The 18929-nt window shown below is 68.5% G+C and carries 19 protein-coding genes and 3 tRNA genes; 7 read left to right on the top strand and 15 right to left on the bottom strand.

What is annotated here, in order from left to right; genetic code table 11:
- Positions 1–31: 31 nt before the first annotated feature.
- Positions 32–628: a GNAT family N-acetyltransferase gene (locus RJ03_RS00980; protein ID WP_232329200.1), complete on the bottom strand. Its 597-nt coding sequence runs from the start codon at positions 626–628 to the stop codon at positions 32–34.
- A gap of 497 nt (positions 629–1125) precedes the next feature.
- Between RJ03_RS00980 and RJ03_RS00975 the strand changes: the two genes are divergently transcribed.
- Positions 1126–1533 (top strand): hypothetical protein, encoded by a 408-nt coding sequence (locus RJ03_RS00975; RefSeq protein WP_036497143.1) that lies wholly within the window; start codon positions 1126–1128, stop codon positions 1531–1533.
- Between the two features lie 52 nt (positions 1534–1585).
- Here RJ03_RS00975 and RJ03_RS00970 read toward each other — a convergent pair.
- The 3 genes from RJ03_RS00970 to RJ03_RS00960 form a co-directional block, all read right to left on the bottom strand.
- Positions 1586–1676, bottom strand: a tRNA-Ser gene (locus tag RJ03_RS00970).
- Between the two features lie 46 nt (positions 1677–1722).
- On the bottom strand, positions 1723–2211 hold the full coding sequence (locus RJ03_RS00965; protein WP_036497142.1) for a nucleoside deaminase: 489 nt from the start codon (positions 2209–2211) through the stop codon (positions 1723–1725).
- A complete protein-coding gene (locus RJ03_RS00960; protein ID WP_036497141.1) occupies positions 2208–2744 on the bottom strand; it encodes a tRNA adenosine deaminase-associated protein in 537 nt (178 codons plus the stop codon). The genes RJ03_RS00965 and RJ03_RS00960 overlap by 4 nt, the downstream gene beginning before the upstream one ends.
- A gap of 58 nt (positions 2745–2802) precedes the next feature.
- Between RJ03_RS00960 and RJ03_RS00955 the strand changes: the two genes are divergently transcribed.
- Complete coding sequence (locus RJ03_RS00955) at positions 2803–3753, top strand: prephenate dehydrogenase (protein ID WP_036497140.1); 951 nt, start codon at positions 2803–2805, stop codon at positions 3751–3753.
- 12 nt (positions 3754–3765) lie between these two features.
- Here RJ03_RS00955 and RJ03_RS00950 read toward each other — a convergent pair whose 3' ends face one another.
- From RJ03_RS00950 to RJ03_RS00940, 3 genes are all read right to left on the bottom strand, one after another.
- Positions 3766–4386, bottom strand: coding sequence for a putative glycolipid-binding domain-containing protein (locus RJ03_RS00950; RefSeq protein WP_083870521.1), 621 nt, complete (start codon positions 4384–4386; stop codon positions 3766–3768).
- A 64-nt stretch (positions 4387–4450) separates the two neighbouring features.
- A complete protein-coding gene (locus RJ03_RS00945; RefSeq protein ID WP_036497154.1) occupies positions 4451–6313 on the bottom strand; it encodes an ABC transporter ATP-binding protein in 1863 nt (620 codons plus the stop codon).
- A gap of 58 nt (positions 6314–6371) precedes the next feature.
- Entirely contained in the window at positions 6372–8243 is a 1872-nt protein-coding gene (locus RJ03_RS00940; RefSeq protein WP_083870519.1) for an ABC transporter ATP-binding protein, read from the bottom strand.
- A gap of 529 nt (positions 8244–8772) precedes the next feature.
- On the opposite strand from RJ03_RS00940, the gene RJ03_RS00935 reads away from it, so the two are divergent.
- The 3 genes from RJ03_RS00935 (at position 8773) to RJ03_RS00925 (ending at position 11297) form a co-directional block, all read left to right on the top strand.
- Entirely contained in the window at positions 8773–9942 is a 1170-nt protein-coding gene (locus RJ03_RS00935) for a DNA cytosine methyltransferase (protein ID WP_036497152.1), read from the top strand.
- Positions 9943–10012: 70 nt separating this feature from the next.
- Complete coding sequence (locus tag RJ03_RS00930) at positions 10013–10429, top strand: very short patch repair endonuclease (protein WP_036497139.1); 417 nt, start codon at positions 10013–10015, stop codon at positions 10427–10429.
- Positions 10430–10616: 187 nt separating this feature from the next.
- Positions 10617–11297 (top strand): DUF998 domain-containing protein, encoded by a 681-nt coding sequence (locus RJ03_RS00925; RefSeq protein ID WP_051024103.1) that lies wholly within the window; start codon positions 10617–10619, stop codon positions 11295–11297.
- On the opposite strand, the gene RJ03_RS36880 is transcribed toward RJ03_RS00925, so the two are convergent.
- Positions 11242–11400, bottom strand: a complete 159-nt coding sequence (locus RJ03_RS36880) for a hypothetical protein (protein WP_157121598.1) — start codon at positions 11398–11400, stop codon at positions 11242–11244. The two genes, RJ03_RS00925 and RJ03_RS36880, sit on opposite strands and share 56 nt — an antisense overlap.
- A 68-nt stretch (positions 11401–11468) precedes the next feature.
- The gene (locus RJ03_RS00920; RefSeq protein WP_036497138.1) at positions 11469–13028 is read right to left on the bottom strand and encodes an esterase-like activity of phytase family protein; all 1560 of its coding nucleotides are present in this window, start codon (positions 13026–13028) and stop codon (positions 11469–11471) included.
- Positions 13029–13141: 113 nt separating this feature from the next.
- Here RJ03_RS00920 and RJ03_RS00915 point away from each other — a divergent pair, with 113 nt between their 5' ends.
- A complete protein-coding gene (locus RJ03_RS00915) occupies positions 13142–13918 on the top strand; it encodes a maleylpyruvate isomerase family mycothiol-dependent enzyme (RefSeq protein WP_036497137.1) in 777 nt (258 codons plus the stop codon).
- A 10-nt stretch (positions 13919–13928) separates the two neighbouring features.
- Here RJ03_RS00915 and RJ03_RS00910 read toward each other — a convergent pair whose 3' ends face one another.
- From RJ03_RS00910 to RJ03_RS00890, 5 genes are all read right to left on the bottom strand, one after another.
- The gene (locus RJ03_RS00910; protein ID WP_036497136.1) at positions 13929–14762 is read right to left on the bottom strand and encodes a dienelactone hydrolase family protein; all 834 of its coding nucleotides are present in this window, start codon (positions 14760–14762) and stop codon (positions 13929–13931) included.
- Positions 14763–14787: 25 nt separating this feature from the next.
- Positions 14788–15639, bottom strand: a complete 852-nt coding sequence (locus RJ03_RS00905; protein WP_245552147.1) for a helix-turn-helix domain-containing protein — start codon at positions 15637–15639, stop codon at positions 14788–14790.
- A gap of 75 nt (positions 15640–15714) precedes the next feature.
- Positions 15715–15787: transfer RNA gene (locus RJ03_RS00900), tRNA-Arg, on the bottom strand.
- A gap of 36 nt (positions 15788–15823) precedes the next feature.
- Positions 15824–15913: transfer RNA gene (locus RJ03_RS00895), tRNA-Ser, on the bottom strand.
- Positions 15914–15999: 86 nt separating this feature from the next.
- A complete protein-coding gene (locus RJ03_RS00890) occupies positions 16000–16857 on the bottom strand; it encodes a dienelactone hydrolase family protein (protein ID WP_036497149.1) in 858 nt (285 codons plus the stop codon).
- A gap of 174 nt (positions 16858–17031) precedes the next feature.
- Between RJ03_RS00890 and hisC the strand changes: the two genes are divergently transcribed.
- Complete coding sequence (hisC, locus tag RJ03_RS00885; RefSeq protein WP_036497148.1) at positions 17032–18111, top strand: histidinol-phosphate transaminase; 1080 nt, start codon at positions 17032–17034, stop codon at positions 18109–18111.
- A gap of 13 nt (positions 18112–18124) precedes the next feature.
- Here the strand turns inward: hisC and RJ03_RS00880 are convergent.
- Positions 18125–18929 (bottom strand): alpha/beta hydrolase (locus tag RJ03_RS00880; RefSeq protein ID WP_036497135.1); only part of this gene is annotated, 805 nt, incomplete at its 5' end.

Raw genomic sequence — 18929 nt, 5'->3', positions numbered from 1 at the left:
ACTCCTCGGCCGACTCGAAAATTCCCGCTGATCAGAGCGGTCGCGGTCGGCGAATCATGATGTTCATTTCCGGGCCCGTCCGGCCCAGCCGGACGGACCCGGTGCGTTCGTTACCCAGGGCCTCGTAGTAGCCGACGTTCTCGTCCTTGCAGATTCCGCACAGGAGTACGCCCTGCCGGTCGGCCTTGTCGGTGAACGACGCGTACAGCGCGCGGCCGACGCCGCTGCGCTGCAGTGCCGGATCGGTGCCGAGGTAGACGTGGAACAGATGGGGTTCGGCCGGTGCCGCCCGGTCCATGGTCCGGTCGACCTCGGTTCCCCTTCCCACGGCGGTGCCCATGCCCGCGAGAAACAGTGGGCCCGCGAGGAATTCGCGGAGCCCACCGGGCCGGTAACCGTCGGGGTACCAGAGCAGGGCGCCGACGATGCGGCCGTCCAACTCCGCCACCTCGGCACCACCGGCCGGCAGGAAGCGGTGCTCGATCATGGTCCGCAACATCCGGGGCGCGCGCCGGTGCCGGACGTTTTCGTCCGGAAAGACGTATTCCTCGATCGGATCGTCGTGGGCGAAGGCCGCGGCCAGTACCCGCACCATTCCGGCGATGTCGTCGCGCGTCGCGGTCCGCACGACCGGACTCTCCGGTGTAGTCAAAGTTGTTGTCCCTCACATGATCTGCGCACTGCCCGACTGCGACGGCGGGACGTCCGGCAAGCAACTGGTCGCTAGATTACCTCAGACCGCCGCACTTCCTACTAGTCGGTAATGTGCAGTAGAACACGCGAGTACGACACGACGCTAGGAATGTGCACAGTGCTCGGCGCCGGGCAATCGCCGCGAAACCCTTACTTCCACAAGGAAATACACAACGGTGTCGGCAGCTCACGGCGCAAACGGTTGCCGTGGGCACGGTAAACCTCGGTGGCACAGCGACATTGGGGCAAACGGCGGCGATGTCCGTCCGCGCAGCCGGATACGACCCCCGGCTTACCGGTGGCGGGGAATCAGCACCCCGACCGAGACGGAAATACCGGACAATCGGGAGCGCGACGGTGTCGTCGCCGCGACGGTACGAGTCCGGACCTCGACCGCTGGCGTCGCGTAGAGGTCGAAAGGAACCGGACACTTTGAACGCATGGATTCTCGCCGTCGGCATCGCTTCGGGCGCCGTCTGCGCCGCGGTCGCCGCCCTCGCTCCCTCGGCCTCCGCACAGCCGTTTCCCGCAGGGGTCTCGTGCACGGAGACGACCTGCACCAACGACACGGACGAGACCTACCTGATCGAGGCGTGGCAGCACTGCCGGGTCGTCGGCGGGATCTCCGAGACCGAAACCCCGTTCAACCTGGTCGTGCGCGCACATCAGACGGTGCGGGTCGAGGGAGTGGAATGTCCGCCGCTGGTGGTCGAGCGGCCCGGTCACATCGGCGGTACCGACACCACGGTGCTGCGGACCGAGCCGACTCGGATCAGCTACTTCAAGGCCGTCCGCCACGACCCGGACGCACCGAAGACTCGCACCGGTTCGGCCGGGTGACGACGACCGGCGCAGACGAAAAAGCCTCCACCCGGAATCCGGGTGGAGGCTGTGGCGGTGGCGGAGGGATTTGAACCCTCGGTGGGGGGTTACCCCACACACGCTTTCGAGGCGTGCTCCTTAGGCCGCTCGGACACGCCACCGCAGGTGACTTTACCGGACAGGCGCAGCGAAACCGAAATCGGGTGGTCAGGGGCGTTGAGCGCGGAAGAAGGCGTCCAGGACGGCCGCACATTCGGCCTCGAGCACGCCACCTCGGACCTCGGGCCGATGGTTGAGGCGACGGTCACGCACCACGTCCCAGAGCGAGCCGACCGCACCGGTCTTGGGCTCCCAGGCGCCGAAGACGACGCGGCGGACCCGGGCCAGGACCAGCGCTCCGGCGCACATCGTGCACGGTTCCAACGTCACCGCCAGCGTCGCGCCCTCGAGCCGCCAGCCGTCGCCGTATACCCGAGCGGCGCGGCGCAGCGCCAGGATCTCGGCATGCGCGGTCGGGTCGCCGAGCGCCTCCCGGGCGTTGCCGGCCCGGGCCAGTTCGCGGCCGTTCGCGTCGAAGACGACCGCACCGACCGGGACGTCGCGCGGGTCGGTCTGCGCCGCGGCGGCGAGGGCGGCCCGGACGAGATCCTCGTCTCCCGGAGGTGACCCCGGACTCGGCGCTGCCCCCGGGCTCAACGGTGCAGCTTGTCCAGGACCGCGGAGAATTCGTCGGCGAAGCCCAGCCGCTGCGCGACCATTCCCAGCTGTTCGTCCGGATACAGATCGGTTTCCGCGAGGATCACGCTGAGCACGGGCTCGGGCAGGCCGAGGTCCGCCAGGACACCCAGATCGCCTTCCTCCCACGGATCGATATCATCCAGTTCGTCCGGATCGATATCGGGGACTTCGACATTCAGCGCGTCGAGCACCTCGACGGCGATGTCGTAATCGATCGCGGCGGTGGCGTCCGAGATCAGCAACCGGCTACCGGTCGGACCCGGCCGCAGGACGATGAAGAATTCGTCGTCGACGTCCAGCAATCCGAATACCGCACCGGTGCTGCGCAGGGCGCGCAGTTCGTCCTCGGCCGCGGACAGACTCGACAGTGCCGCGGCGCTGAGCGGGCTGCAGCGCCACGTGCTGTCTTCGCGGACGACCGCCACGGCGAACCCTTCCACATCGTCGTAATCGTCCGACGCGGCCCTGTTCGTGCTCGAGCGCTGTGCCATGGCCGCAACGGTAGTCGGCTTCGGCGGAAATGTTGAAGTCGTATGCGAATCTGATCCGATGACAGGCGATCGGAATTCCTCGGTGTGCGTACTGGGTACGGGTTTGATCGGCGGCTCACTGCTGCGCGCGGCGGCCGCGGCCGGCTACCGGGCCTGGGGTTACAACCGGTCGGCTCCGGGTGCGCAGGCCGCCCGGGCCGACGGATTCGACGTCGAATCCGATATCGCGGCGGTGCTGTCCCGGGCCGCCGCCGACGATGCGCTGATCGTGCTGGCGGTGCCGATGCCGGCCATCGACACCGTTCTCGCCGATGTGAAGACGTTCGCGCCCGACTGCCCGCTGACCGATGTGGTGAGTGTGAAGGAACCGGTGCGCGCCGAGGTCCACCGCCAGGAACTGGGCGCGCGCTACGTCGGCGGGCATCCGATGGCGGGAACGGCCGAATCCGGCTGGGCCGCATCGTCTCCCGAGCTGTTCCGCGACGCGGCCTGGGCAGTCGGCGTGGACCCGGGCACCCGCGCCGAACCATGGCACCGGGTCGCGCGGCTGGCGCTGGACTGCGGTGCGAGCGTGGTGCCGGTCCTGGCGGACGAACACGATCGTGCGGTGGCCCGCATCTCGCATCTGCCGCACGTGCTGGCCGAGGCGCTGGCGGTCGCGGGAGCCGCGGGCGGCGATCTGGCTCTGGGTCTGGCCGCGGGCTCGTTCCGCGACGGCACCCGGGTCGCCGCGACCGCCCCCGAACTGGTGCGCGCGATCTGCGAACCGAACGCCGCCGCGCTCACCGAGGCGATCGACGACGCGCTGCGCCTGCTCGAGGCCGCGCGCGACAGCCTGCGCGACGAGGGCACCCTCGGCGAACTGATCGACGCGGGCTACAGCGAACGTGACCGCTACGACACCCTGCGGCGCTGGGACATCACCGATATCCGCCCCGGCGATCAGGATTGGCTGGAACGGTTGCGCGATGCGGGACGCCGAGGCGGCGTGATCCGCTCACTGGACTGAGAACCGAGCGAGTCAGACCCGCTCGGCGAGGCCCGGGTAGTCGAGGACGAATCCGTCGTCATCGACGGTCACCGTCGCGCTCGACACCGGCGAGAGCACATGGATCCCGTCGGCGCCGCTGCTGTAGGTGAGAATCGCCTCCTGCACGAGCAGATCCGGAACCCGCACGTAGACAACCGGAACCTGCACGTCCTCGGTGGCGTGCGCAAGCCCGAAACGGCGGATCGGCAGGGTGTTGAAGAGCGGGCTCAGCACCACGTCCACATCCAGCGCACCGCCGAACATGGACCGCACGTGAGTGCCGCCGGCATCGACGAGCCAGTAGTTCTCCTCGTCCCGGGCGATCGAGGCATGCCGTTCACCCGAGGCGACGGTACTGCGCAGCGACAGCCGCTTCGTGCGGCCCACCTCGTCGGTGACCAGGTCGTAGGACGCGCTGAACGCGGGATGTTCACCGCAGCCCCCGGCGATGATGCGACCGGAGGCACGGATCCGGTTACCGGTGAGGACCACGCGGACCGATTCCATCCGGGACGCGTCGTGCGCGCGCCAGGTGAGCACCGCCGGCCAGCGGGGCGCCGCGGCCTCGCTCGCCTGGGCGGTCTCGGAATTGCCCTGGGCTGGCTTACTCACCCCTCTACCGTAGGTGACAACCGGGCTCGCGGTGTGGTCGCGGCGCGCGAGTTGTTCACCTGCGCTACACCAGTGATTCGCGCCACGCGGTGTGCAGCGCCGCGAAACGTCCGGTCGATGCGATCAGATCCGCGGGCGTACCGTCCTCGACGATCCGCCCGGAATCCATCACCAGCACCCGGTCGGCGATGGCGACGGTCGACAACCGATGCGCGATGATCACCGCGGTCCGCCCGCGCAGCACGGTCTCGAGCGCGCGCTGTACCTGCCGCTCGCCCGGAATGTCGAGGCTCGAGGTGGCCTCGTCCAGCACGATCACCGAGGGATCGGCCAGGAAGACGCGAGCGAAGGCGACGAGCTGGCGCTGACCGGCCGACAATCGCCCGCCGCGTTTGCGCACATCGGTGTCGAAGCCGTCCGGCAGCGACATCACGAAGTCGTACAGTCCGACCGCGCGGGCCGCCGCGAACACCTCGGCATCGGTGGCGTCGGGCCGGCCGAGCCGGATGTTGTCGGCGACCGAACCGGAGAACAGGTACGACTCCTGCGTCACCATCGCGACCGCACGGCGCAGGTCCGCGTCGGCGATCGTGCGCAGGTCGATGCCGTCCAGCGACACCGTGCCCGACGAGGGGTCGTAGAACCGCGCGATCAACTTGGCCAGGGTCGACTTTCCGGCACCGGTGGCACCGACCAGCGCGACGATCTGACCGGCCTCGACGGTGAGCGAGAATCTCGGCAGCACCGACCGCGCGGGGTGAGCCTCGCTCCCGGACACATCGTCGCGGCTCGGGTAGCCGAAGACGACATCCGTCAGGCGCAGTTCACCTCGCGGGCGCTCGAGCGGATGCGGGGCGTCGGGTTCGGCCACGCTCGGCCGCTCCTCCAGCACACCCGATATCCGCTCCAGCGCGGCCGCCGCGGACTGATAGGAGTTGAACACCTGGGCCAATTCGTCCAGCGGGCCGTAGAACTGCCGCAGGTACAGCAGGAAGGCCGCGAGCACACCGATTTCGGTGTGGCCGTGGATGACTCGCCACGCGCCGACGACCAGGATGACGACGTTCGTCACATTGCTGATCAACCGAACCAGGCCGATGTAGGCCGCCATCCCGTGCAGCGCAGTGATATTCGCGGCTCGGTATTCGGCATCGGAATCGACCAGAATGGCCTCGTTGCGCTCCTCGCGCCGGAATGCCTGCACCGCGCGGATTCCGCCCATGGTCTCGACGAAATGCACGACCACCTTCGCGATCGCGCCCCGGGTGCGGCGGTAGCCGGCGCGCTGGCGCCGCTGCGCCCAGCGCGTCACGAAAACCAACGGGACGAAACCGAGCAGCACCACCGCGGCGAGCGGAATATCGAGCCACAGCAGGATCGCGGCGATCGTCACCACCGACAGCACGGCGCTCAGCGCGTCGTTGAGCGCACGCTCGAGCAGATCCTCGAGCGATTCCAGATCACTGGTGAGCCGCGCGACGATCTTGCCGGAGGTGTAGTTCTCGTGGAAATCGATCGAGAGCCGCTGCACATGCGTGAAGACCCGCAGTCGCAGATCGAACAGCACCTGCTGGCTCAACCTGCCGGAGATGCGCAGGAAGAGGAAGGTCGTCACGCCACCGAGCGCGGTGCAGCCCAGAATGCCGCCCACGGCCAGTGCCAGCGGCAACCAGTCGCCGTCGAGCGCGCGCCCCACCCCGGTGTCGACGCCGTGGGCGACGAACAGCGGCGTCGCCACCAGGGCGGCGTTGTCGATCACGATCAGCACCAGCGCAGCGGCCGCCCACCTGCGGTAGGGCCGGATCAACGACCACAGCAGGTGGCGCGACCGTGCCGCCAGGGCGAGGTTGACCGCATCGGTCTGCTCGCCTTCCTCGGCGGCTACACCCCGCCAGTCGGCCTCGGAATCGGCGTCGACGCGCAGGATTTCGGCTGCCTCGTCGCGCGCCGCGGCGCCCGGGCGGTCGGTGATCGTGCCCACCCGGTCAGTGTTCGTGCGCGAAGCTGCGTCCTCGCTCGGGTTCTCCGGCATCGAGCTCACCTCCCATCAATTCCCGGTAGCGCGAACAGGTTTCGAGTAGTCGTTCGTGAGGTCCGTCGGCGATGATGCGGCCGCCGTCGAGGACGGCCACCCGGTCCGCCCAGGCCGCGGTCGACGGGCGGTGGGCCACCAGCAGCACGGTGGCTCCGGCCAGCGCCTCGCGCAGCCGCACCTGGACCTGTTCCTCGGTGCTCACGTCCAGGGCGGAGAGCGGGTCGTCCAGGACCACGATGTGCCCGCCGGAGTGTTTCTGCCGGTCCAGCACGGCTCGCGCCAGCGCCAGCCGCTGCCGCTGCCCGCCCGACAGGCTCATGCCCTGCTCCCCGATCCGGGTGCGCAGGCCCCACGGCAACTCGTCAACGAACCGCGCGGCGCAGGCCACCTCGAGTGCGGCGCGAATCCTCTCCTCGCCGGCGTCGGGATAGCCGAGGATGATGTTCTCCCGAACGCTGGCCGAGAACAGCACCGGATCCTCGAAGGCCACCGAGACCTGCGACCGCAGATCCGACAGCCGCATCGAGCGCACATCGATTCCGTCGATCGTCACCGCGCCCGCCGCGACGTCGAACAATCGCGGCACCAGGCCCAGCAACGCCGACTTACCGCTGCCGGTGGCGCCGACCACCGCGACCGTCTCGCCCGGCCGCAGCCGCAGCGAAATGTCGTGCAGCAGATCGCGGTCGGCGTCCGGGAAGCGGAAACGCACCCGGTCGAAACGCAATTCACCACGCAGCGGCCGCGGCGAGGCGACGGGATGTTCCGGATCGGTGATCTCGACGGGTGTATCGATCACCTCCCAGAACCGTTGCGCCGCGGTGCGGGCGTGGTTCATCTCGGCCAGCAGGAAGCCGAAGCCCATGATCGGCCACTGCAGGTAGGTGGTCAGCGTGATGCCGGCGACCAGGGCGCCGACCGTCATCGCCTGTTCGGTGAGCAGATACCCGCCGACGGCGAGTGCGGCCGCGATACCCAACGCGGACAACGTGTTCAATGCCGTCCACAGCCGTGCGGCCAACCGCACCTTGGCGAGCTCGAGGGTCTGTAGTTCCCGCGCCTCGGCGCGGAACCGGCGTCCGAACCACGGGCCGCGGCCGAACGCCTTCAGCACGCGGATACCCTGCGCGGACTCCTCGACCGTCGTGGCGAGATGCCCGGACTGGTCCTGCGCGCGACGCGAGGCGCGACCGTAACCCTGTTCGAATTGCAGTGCGAGCAGGACGAGCGGAACCGCGATGAGCAGTTCGATCAGCCCGATCTGCCAGCTCAGGACGAACAGCAGTGCCACGCCGACGCCCAGCGTCGCAGTCAGTGACAGCAGCGAGGGCGCGACGAAGGCGAAGAAGCGCCGCAGCGTGGACATGTCGGTGATCGCGCGCGAGGTGAGCTGCCCCGACTCCATCCCGTCGTGCACGCCGACCGAGAGCACCTGCAATCGCTGGAAGAGCTTGCCGCGCAAGGACACCTCGAGCCGGCTCGCCGGCGCCGCGATGATCCACCGCCGCCACCACGAGGTGACCGTGCTGAGCACCGCCAGCCCCACGACCAGCCCGATCGGCACCCAGATGCCGCCGAAATCCCGCTGCGCGACCGGGCCGTCGACGATCCGCGCGGTGACGAACGGCAACGCGATATCGCACAGCATGCCGAGCCCCGACAGCACCGCACTGCCGAACAGCGCCGCCCGATAGGGCCGGATCTCCGGCCACAGACGCCGCAGCGAACCCGCGCCCGTCACTCGGGCGCCGAAGTCTTCGTCGACCGTTCCGGTTCTGTCGTCCTCCGAATCGGATACGGTCTCCGTCGTAGCGACGGACACAACAATCCCCCTTCGCCAGGTCGTCTTTCGCCGAATCGATCACCACCGCACCGCCCCGGCCCCCGACCGAGCGCGCGTACGACCTTCCAGATTGCCAGCGCTCCCGCCGCCCGCCAACCGATTTTCGACCGCTACGCCGCTGCGCACGCCCGAACAGCACAGCCGCTCCTCAAAGGTCCCGCCGTCCGGTCCACTTTCCGCGACAGTGCACAGTGGTGGGTCTCGGCCCGCCTCTATTTTGGAGCGACGGAGGGAGGGAGCGCAGCGACTGACCGGAGGAGTGAAAAATCGAGGCCCAAGGGGCCGAGACCCCGCCGGAGCGAAGCGGAGGCCAAAAACACAGCCAGTGCCTCACCGGATAGTCCGCCTCCAATACCGCACGCCCCCGCACACATCCGACGAACATCACCCACTGACTGCTGACGTCGCCGACCTGCTCGAGTAACCTCCACACCCGGGCCCTTCGCGACCGCGCCGGTGCCCGACGGGGATTCGGGCGAAAGGACCACCGGCTGTGAACAACACGCGGATGGTCGGGTTGTTCGCCGGAATCGGGGGTTTGGAACTCGGGCTGAGCGCCCACGGCTGGCATACCGAACTGCTGTGCGAGATCGATCCCGGCGCACGCGCGGTCCTGTCCGCCCGCTTTCCCGAGGTCGAAACCCATGCTGATGTCACCCGCCTGCGCGCGCTGCCCGCGGGAACCGAATTGGTGGCGGCCGGATTTCCCTGCCAGGACCTCTCGCAGGCGGGACGGACGGCGGGAATCACCGGCGAGCGTTCGGGTCTGGTCGACGAGGTGTTCCGGCTGGTTCGCCGCAAGCGCGGTCCGCGCTGGCTGCTGATCGAGAACGTCCCGTTCATGTTGCAGCTGGGACGCGGGCAGGCGATGCGGCACATCACGGCCGCGTTGGAGGAGTTGGGCTACACCTGGGCCTACCGAGTGGTCGACGCGCGCGCGTTCGGGCTGCCGCAGCGGCGGCAGCGGGTGCTGATGCTGGCGTCGCGGTCGGAGGATCCGCGGCCGGTGCTGTTCGGCACCGATGCGGGGCCGCGCACGATCGGCGATCCCGAGGTGGACCCCTGTGGCTTCTACTGGACCGAGGGGGTGCGCGGACTGGGCTGGGCGGTGAATGCGGTGCCGACGTTGAAGGGCGGGTCCGGGCTCGGTATCGCGAGCCCGCCCGCGGTCCGATTGCCCGCCGGTGAGATCGTCACTCCCGGAATCACCGATGCCGAACGGCTGCAAGGCTTTTCCCACGACTGGACCGCGCCGGCACTGGCCGCCGCGGGGGTCCGTCCGGGACATCGGTGGAAACTGGTCGGCAATGCGGTGAGTGTGCGGATGGCGTCGTGGATCGGATCCCGCCTGGCCGCCCCCGCCGACGGGGTGGCCGCGGAGTACGCGCCACTGACCGCGCATCGCTGGCCGGCGGCGGCGTGGGGCCATACCGGTAAGGCTTACCGGGTCCCGGTGTCGACATGGCCGGTGCACGAGCCGTACGAGGATCTGCGCTGGTTCCTCGACGACGCCCGCCTGCTGTCGGCGCGCGCGACCGCCGGTTTCCTGCGCCGTGCCGCGCGCGGCACGCTGCGCTTCCCGCCCGGCTTCATCGCCGATATGGAGAACCACCTGATCCGCATGGGAGGCCTGCCGCGGGAGAGTCCGGGTGTCCCGTACGTCTCGGCGGCGGTGTGACGTGTCGAATCGGTCACCGAATCGGGCCCCGGGAACACCGGCCCGCGGGTGGACGCTGTAAGGGTTGTGCATGAGTTCCGGCCGTCCCGTCACCGACGCGGTGACCAGTGCCCGGATGGCCCGGCAACGGCGCACGGGTACCGCCCCGGAGACCGCGCTGCGTACCGAACTGCATCGGCGGGGCCTGCGGTATTTCGTGGACCGGGCTCCGCTTCCGGGTCTGCGCCGCCGCGCCGACCTGGTGTTCCCGCGTCGCAAAGTGGCGGTGTACGTGGACGGGTGTTTCTGGCACCGCTGCCCCGAACACGCCACCTATCCGAAGAACAACGCCGAGTGGTGGGCGGAGAAATTGGCCGGCAATGTGGCCCGCGACCGCGATACCGATGCGCGGCTCACCGCCGCGGGCTGGCTGGTGGTGCGGATCTGGGAACACGAGAATTCGGTCGCCGCCGCGGATCGGGTGCAGTCGGCTTTGTCCGGGCGATAGACCATGATGGAAGTGCAGCCGACATTGCAGCGGGAATACGGCACTTTCCGAACGTGGGCGATGACGTGAAACGAGGGCAATGACGCCGAGCGGGCCGCACGATCGTGCGGCGGACGAATCCGGTGCGGTCGCCGTACTGGATCGAGACCACGCGCCCGTGCGCGTGCGGTTCCGCCTCGTCCGCTCGATGATCGCGGCCGCCGTCGCCGTCGCGGGCGTCTGCTATTCGTCGTGGATCCTGGAGTTCGTCCTGCCGATCCATCTGAACCCGATCAGGTCGTTCCTCAGCGAATTGGATGCCGAGGGCCGTCCTTTTCGCTGGGTGTTCGATCTCGGTGACACGATCGCCGGTTCGCTCACCCTGATTTCCGCGGTCGCGGCGATGTTCGTCTTCTCGCGGCGACGTCTGTCGACCGTGGGCTGGGTGGCGCTGGGCTGTTTCGGCGCGTCCACGATCGCCGATGCGCAATGGCCCTTGCACACCTGCTCGGCGCCGTGCCCGCCGTCGGACAGCGGCATGTTTCCGCAATTGCACCAGATTCACGCGCTGACCAGCACGCTGGCGGTCACGTCGATATTCGTGGCGATGATCGCGTTCAGCGTCGCCGCCTTCCGCTATCGGCGCTGGCCGATTCTGCGGCATTCCGGATTGTGGATCCTGATCATCGGCTCGGCCGCGACCGCCTGGATGCTGATCGCCGACAATCTGCCGGGCAATTACGCACTGGGCATCGCCCAGCGCATCCAGGTCGGATCCATGTCGCTGTGGCTGATCGCGCTCGCCGTGCAGATCTGGGTCGCGCAGCGTGCGATCAGCGGCGACGGGCGGAAGCGCGCACGGCCTCCGGCTCCTCGTTTCCCAGCATGACCAGCGAGCGGGGCGCCGATTCCGCCACCGCGCCCGCGATCGCCATGGCCGCGAAGGTGGCCAGCATGACGCCCATTACCAGTACCTCGACAACTGTGCTCATATACCCACGGTGACAGCGTCGACTGGCATGCATTTGTGCGGAACTTGGGTAAAGCCTGAGAATGCCGGCTAACCCACCGAGACGGTGACGGTGTGCGCTGTGGTGCGCGCCGGGAGCGCCCCGGTGTCGACCCGCAGGATTTCACCGGTGTCCTGGCGGCCGTCCGGCAGAATTTTGGGTTTCAGGCCGAAGGGCGCCACGCTGCCGGTGCTTCCGGCCAGGCCGAAATCGCTGTCGTCGGAGATGTAGAGCGTGCGGCCGCCGTCGGTGGTGGCGGCGCCCTCGATTTTGTCGTGGCCGAAGAATCCGCCGGCGGGATTCAGTCCCGCGACCAATCCGGCGAGGTCCAGGTTCGATTTCTTCGCGACCGGGGTGATTCCGGCCTTGCCGAGCGCGGCGATCCCGTCGGCGGTCGATACCTTGCCGACATAGGTTTCCAGCGGTATGTCACCGACGAGCAGCCCGAGATTCGGGTCGTATCGGGTGCCGGGCACATTCGCTCGGGGTCCGATATCGGTGGCGCCGTTCAGATCGATCGTCCACAGTTTCTTGTTCGCCTCGGGCGCGAGTTCACCGTCGCGTTCGTCCACGAGAAAGGTGTGGTCGTCGAGTGCGGTGATTTCGGAGACGGCGAGTTTCCGTTTCGGATCCTCGAGCGGATAGACGAATTCGGCGACGGCGCGGGTCTGCAGATCCACGGTGACGATCCGGGTCATCGGCACTTCCCGTGCGGAATCCACACCCGGTGTCTGCAAACCACTTTGAATCACGCCGACCAATCGCCGGCCGTCCGGTGTGACGGTCAGGCCCTCCATTCCCTGATTCGGCGTTCGCATCGTCAGTTCCCGCGGCAGGCCGGAACCCGGTGCGAGACGCTCGATTTCGGTGCCGGACGCGTCGAAGTGCACGAGGAACGGACCGTATTCGTCCGAGACCCAGAAGGTGCCGTCGGGCAGGGCGACCAGTCCCTCCGGGTCCAGGCCGTGGTCGATGGGCGGCAAGGTGTGACCGTCCAGGTCGCGCATGGTCTCCCCGGTCGACGCGGCGGTGTCGACCAGTCCGTTGAAGCCGACGCCCGCGCGGTTCTTCAGGTCGATGGTGGATTCCAGTACCGCGCGCGTCCCGGTCAGCCGGAACTTGCCGATCTTCGGCACGAAATTCGGGATGGGAACGAGCTTTTCGTTCTTGCCGGGCCCGTCGACGTTCGGGCCGCGGTCGGTGAGCCCGTAGAACTCGTCGGCCGACCCCGGCACCGGTGTCCACGCGGACCCGAATCCGCTGCCCTGCACCGTGGTGCCGCCGAAGTCGCCGAGCGGCGCGATATCGGTGGTATAGAGGTGCACCGCATCGGAGGTGGTCACCGTGAAGGTGTCCTCGCCCTGGTAGCCGGGCTCCGGCGTGTAGCGCAGGGAACCGTCGGCGGTGCGGTCGAGGCGGCCGTGCGCCGGTGTGCCGAAGGCGACGGCCGCGCCACCGCCCGTGCGGGCGGACAGGTCGTCGAGCGATACGGTCAGCGGCCGGTCCCGGTCGGTGCGCCATTGTGGTTCGCCGCCGCCGGACGAACAGGCGGCGGCCGCGCAGAGTACGGCGCCGGCGAGGGCGAATCGGAGCAGATGACTGGTTCCCACCGGTGATACCTATCCTGCCGAGTCGACGATCAGCTGTCGGGAACCTGAACAGTTATCCGACGGCAATCGAGTTCGCCCAGCGAGCGTTCCCAGCGCTGGGTAGGGTCAGCCGGGTGACCAGCGAAGCGCCGGAATCATCCGTTCCCGTCGACCTGCTCGAAGCCGTGCACGCGGCGACCGAGTCCCTGGTCGGCGCGGTGGAAGCGTTGCACGACAGCGATATCGCCGAACCGTCACTGCTGCCGGGCTGGACTCGCGGCCATCTGCTGGCCCACCTGTCCCGCAATGCCGACGGACTGGTGAACCTGCTGCTGTGGGCCCGCACGGGCATCGAAACCCCGCAGTACGCAAGCCAATTGCTGCGCGACTCCGATATCGAGGCCGGTGCGCCGCGCCCGCTCGCCGAGCAGCTGAGCGACCTGCACGCGTCCGCGGATCGCTTCCTCGGCCTGGCCCGGGCCATGCCGCCGGAACGCTGGCAGTACCGGGTGCGGGCGCGCACGGGTAAGGAACTGGCCGCCGCGGTGGTGCCGTGGTTGCGCCTGCGCGAGATCGAGATTCACCGCGTCGACCTGAACATCGGCTACCGGCCCGCGGACTGGCCGGCCGCCTTCGTGGCCCGGATGCTGCCGGAGGTGTCCGCCGGATTCGACCATGCGGCCTCTGCCCACCGCCCCGCCGATGCCAAGCCGATGACCTCCGACCCGGATCAGCCACCGCCGCCGAGCTTCACCCTCGTCGCCACCGACACCGATTTCACCGCCAAGGTGGGCCCCGACCCTTCCGACACCATTTCCGGACCCGCAGCGGAGCTGCTGGCATGGTTGATCGGCCGCAGCGACGGCGTGGGGCTCACCGGATATCTGCCGAATCTGCCCGCGTGGTTGTGAGGCGCCGGACTCACCGATCCACACGTCCCGGAACCTCGAGCCGCTCGGCGAGAAAATCCAGCACGCGGTGCAGCGCGGCCTGAGTCGGTTCGCCCGGTTCGTCGATGAGATGTTCGGTGAGCACCGAATGCGCGCTCAGCACGCCGTCCGGATTGGCGGCGGCGTCGTCGAGTTCGATGGCGATGAACGCGTCGCCGAGCTGCGCGCGGAGGAAGTCGAAACGCTCGGCCGGTGAGCGACGGTCACCGCGAAAGCGCAGGCCCATCACGGAAAGCCCTGCGGCACATCGCTGTTTGATGCGGTCGAGATCGTCGGGTGAGACGTCGATCGAGCTCTTCTGCCGCGCGGTGAAACCCAAAGGCAGACCCGGCTGGGAGAGCACCGGTGCGACCAGCCGATCGTCCACAGCCATCCCCAGCGCGAATCCCCCGGTGAAACACATCCCGACGGCGCCGACTCCGGGCCCGCCGCACCGCCGATGCTCGGCCTCGGCCAGCGCCCGCAACCACTGCACCACCGGTGAGGTGCGCCCCGTCGCCAGCACCACGAACTCCCGGCTGACACAGATCGGCCCGAACTGACCGGCGATATTCGCCACCGCGGCGAGAGTGCCGTGCGCGGCGGGATCCGGGTCCCGCCCCGGATTCCCGTACAGATGCGGCACCACCGCGGTGCAGCCGATGCGCGCCACCCGCCGGGCGAAGTCGAAGACATCCGGCGAGATGCCCGGGAATTCCGCCATGACGATCACCGCGGGCCCGCTGCCCTGCCGAAAGATCGTGCGGGACTTGCCCTCATGAGTGAAAGTCGCGTGTTCGAAATCGTGAAGATCGTCGTCTGCCATGGCCGGCCCTTTCTCGTTCGGGCCCTCACTTTCGGCCGGCCACCCCCGCCGGGTCTTGAAAAAATGTTCCCCAGGCTCGGTAGCGGTGCTGCCCGATCGGGGTGTGCGTCTCACGTGCCAGCGTGCCCGGCGTGCGACCGGCGAAACTCGCGATCTCCCGCGACATGTGCGCCTGATCGCTGTACCCGCAGGACGCCGCGACATCGGCGGCCGGCCGGCCCGCCACCAGCCCCTCGACCGCATGCCGGAACCGCACCAGCATCGCGGCCCGCTTGGGGGTGAGCCCGACCTGCGATTCGAACCTCGTCCACAACCGTTTACGACTCCAGCCGCACGATTCGGCCACATCGGCGATCCTGACATGACCGCGACTCGTCACGATGTGATTCCACCCGGCCACCACTTCCGGATCCGGCGTGCGATCGGCCCGGAACCGTTGCGCCAGAAACGCTCTCGTAAGCGCAAACCGCTCCTCCCAATCCTCCGCCTCCGCCAGCCGCCCCCGCAACCGCTCCGCCGACACCCCCCACACCTCGTCCAACCCCACGGCAGCGCCCAACTCCCCCGGCCCGACCCCGAGCACCGAATACGCCCGCAGCGGCGACATCCGCACCTCGACACACGCCGCCCGCTCCGCCCGAATAGCCGTCAGCCCCCCGGAGAAACCGGCCACCATCCCCCCACTCGCCCGACTGGCCGCCGTCGTCTCCACAACCAGCCCACCGCCACCGAAATCAACCGCCACGGTCACCGCCGGAATCACCGCCACCCGAAGCTCGAGCCCGGCATCGTCACGATCGCGATACCCGAGCATCGCCAGCCCGTCCGCGACCTCACGCGGGCGCACGATCTCCCACCCGGTCGTGCGATCCTCCACCCGGCCAGGGTAAACCGGCTCCGCCGACGGAATACGAAGAAGGCCCCGCCGCAATGCGACGGGGCCTTCTTTCTGCGCGCCCGGAGAGACTCGAACTCCCAACCTTCTGATCCGTAGTCAGATGCTCTATCCGTTGAGCTACGGGCGCAGGTCTTGTTCAGTTGTGTGCCCGGTTACCCGGGCGTGGCGGAGGCGAGAGGATTTGAACCTCCGGTCCCCGTGAAGGGACAACTCATTAGCAGTGAGTCCCATTCGGCCGCTCTGGCACGCCTCCTGGAGCCTTCTTTCGAGGGCGCCGGTCCTTTCGAACCGCCGAGAGGCAAGAGTACAGAGCAACCGGTCAGGACGCAAAACGGCTGGTCAACGTAGGTGACTGTCGAACCAATCGAAGATTCTGGTCTGCGCGTCGATCAACTGCCGCTTCTCCTCCTCGGGAAGCTGCTCGAAGTCGGCCATATCGAAGCCGGGATGGTCCGGGCGGTGATGCAGACCCGGATAGCTCACGACCAGCGTGGCCACCGAAGCGCGCGCCGCCGCATCACGGAGGCGTTCGACGTGGCCGGACGGGTTGACCGGATCGTCGTTGCCGTAGAGGCCGAGCCAGGGAGCCTGCAGCTGTGGTGCGGCGTCGACGAGTGCCGCCGCCTCCGCTGTCAGCGGCTCCACGATGCCGGGTGCCGCGACGCTCACGGCGGCCCCGATGGGCCGGTTCGTGGCGACCAGCAGTGCGGCGGTGCCGGCGTTGTCGAAGCCGAGCACACCCACGGTGTCGGGGAAGACACCCCGGCCGACCAGCCAGTCGAAGCAGGCGTCGAAATCGGCGAACAGATCCGCACCGAACACCTGCTCGGCCCCGGCGCCGCCCGCGACCGCGGTGGCGACCGCGCCGGGCCCGTCGGATACCCGCGCCCCGACGGCGGCCAGATCGCGGTCGTTGACCGTCCCGGCGCCGTCCCCGTGGCCACCCTGCCGATCGAAGCGGTGGAACAGATTGGGCGCCACCATGATCCAGCCCTCACCGGCCAGCGATTTCATCATTTCCAGCAATACATCGGCAAACTGACGGGACTCGTGGAGTACGACGATGCCGCCGCGCGCGTAACCCTCCGGCTCGATCACCGTGATGGGCACCCGACCTCCGGCCGCCGGGTCCGGAGCGCCGTCGACCACCTGCCCGCTGTCGCGCAATGGTGCTTCATCTCGATAGATGCCCGACATGAAACCAGGGTAGTTCGCATCCGTCACATTCGGGAGAAGTTGCACGGAAGTACCCATTCCTCGAAAAAATTTCCGACATACCGCCCAGCCGGTTCGGGCCCGCCGACGGACCGGCGGCACCTCCGAGACAACCGCGCCGGGCCGCCGCGACGTGCGAGGAATTAAGGTGTGGGGGTGAGTGCTCGTATTCGTCCGGACCTGGAGTCCATTCCGGCTTACGCTCCGGGGCGCAGCCATCCGGGCGCCGTGAAACTGGCCAGCAACGAAACCACCCAGGGCCCGCTGCCGAGTGTCGCCAAGGTGATCGCCGAGGCGGCCGAACTCATCAACCGGTATCCGGACAACTCCTCGGGCGAACTTCGAGCAGCCATCGCCGAGTTCCACGACGTAGCGGTCGAGAATGTCGCGATCGGCTGCGGCAGCGTCGCCCTGTGCCAGGAACTGGTGCAGATCACATGCGCCTCTCCCGCCGACGAGGTGGTGTTCGCCTGGCGCTCCTTCGAGGCGTATCCGATCGTCACGCAGGTCGGCAACGCGACGGCCGTGCCGGTACCGCTGAACGACGAATTCGCGCACGATCTGGACGCGATGGCGGCCGCGGTCACCGAGCGCACCCGGCTCGTCTTCGTCTGCAATCCGAACAACCCCACCGGAACGGCGTACGGCCGTGCCGAACTGACCCGCTTCCTCGACGCGATCCCCGAGGACGTGCTGGTGGTACTCGACGAGGCGTACTTCGAGTATCTGCGCCTGCCCGCCGACGACCGCGCCGACGGCGTGGAGATCGGCCGCGGACGCTCGAATGTCGTTGTGCTGCATACCTTTTCGAAGGCTTACGGGCTCGCGGGCCTGCGCGTCGGTTATGCCGTCGGCGACCCGGAACTGATCACCGCACTGATGAAGGTGCACATCCCGTTCAGCGTGAATCGGCTCGCGCAGGCCGCGGCCATGGCCTGCCTGCAGGCACGGCACGAACTGCTCGACCGCACCGATCAGGTGGTGGCGGAGCGGGAACGCATGCGCGACGCGCTGCTGGCGGCCGGATATCGGGTGCCTCCGTCCCAGGCCAACTTCGTCTGGCTGCCGCTGGGCGAGCGCAGCGCGGAGTTCGGCGCGGCCAGTGCCGAAGCCGGAGTCCTGGTGCGGCCCTACGGCACCGACGGGGTGCGGATCACCGCGGGCGATCCGCACGAGAACGATCGGTTCCTGAGTTTCGCCACCGCACCGGACACCGCCGCGCGCTTCGCCGGCTGAACCCGCGCGGCGGTCAGCGCACGCCGAGGGCTGCCGCCAGGGTGGGCCAAGCCCTCGGCAGCTCGTCTTTCCAGTACGGCCAGGAATGCGTCCCCACCGGGCGTAGATCGACGTCGGCCGGGATCCGCATGCGCTCCAGCCGATCCGCGAGAGCCATCGTGCAGGCGTTGGCGCCGGCCTCGAGCGGGCCGCCGAATCCGATCGTCGAGACCGCTTCCGGATTGCCCGGAACGTCGTAGGGCCCCGGCACACCGGAACCGGCGGACAGGAAGATCGCCTTACCGCGCAGGGTGTCGGCGTGCATCATCACATCGTGGGCGAGCCAATCGGGATCGTCCTGCTTGCCGAACATGTTGTCCGGATCGCCGCCGTAGGTACGCACCACGGCCCGCGCCTGCGCCTGCCCGAAGTCCGAACCCATTGCGTAGCAACCACTGTGGGCGGCGACGGCGAGATACGCCTGCGGATCGCGTATCGCCAGCATCATCGCCGCCTCCGCCCCCATCGAGACCCCCTCCACGGCATCGCGGCCGTTGCCCTCGAATGTCGCGTCGATCAGCGGCGGCAGTTCGCGGGTGAGGAAGGTCTCCCATTTGTTGGTGCCGAGCACCGGATCCGGATGCTGCCAATCCGTGTAGTACCCCGCCGGGCCGCCGATCGTGAGAACGACGTTGACGTCCTTGTCGGCGAAGAACTGCACCGCACCACCGCGCTCGGTCCAGTTGTTGTACTCGTTGCTCGCGCTGCGCCCGTCGAGCAGATACAGGGTCGGACGCGGATGGCTGCGGTCCGCCGGCAGCAGCACCTGCACCTGCACC

The sequence above is a fragment of the Nocardia aobensis NBRC 100429 genome (assembly GCF_000308375.1).
GTDB lineage: Bacteria > Actinomycetota > Actinomycetes > Mycobacteriales > Mycobacteriaceae > Nocardia > Nocardia aobensis.
Note: the sequence above shows the minus strand (reverse complement) of the source record. Positions and strands in the feature narration are given on the sequence as shown.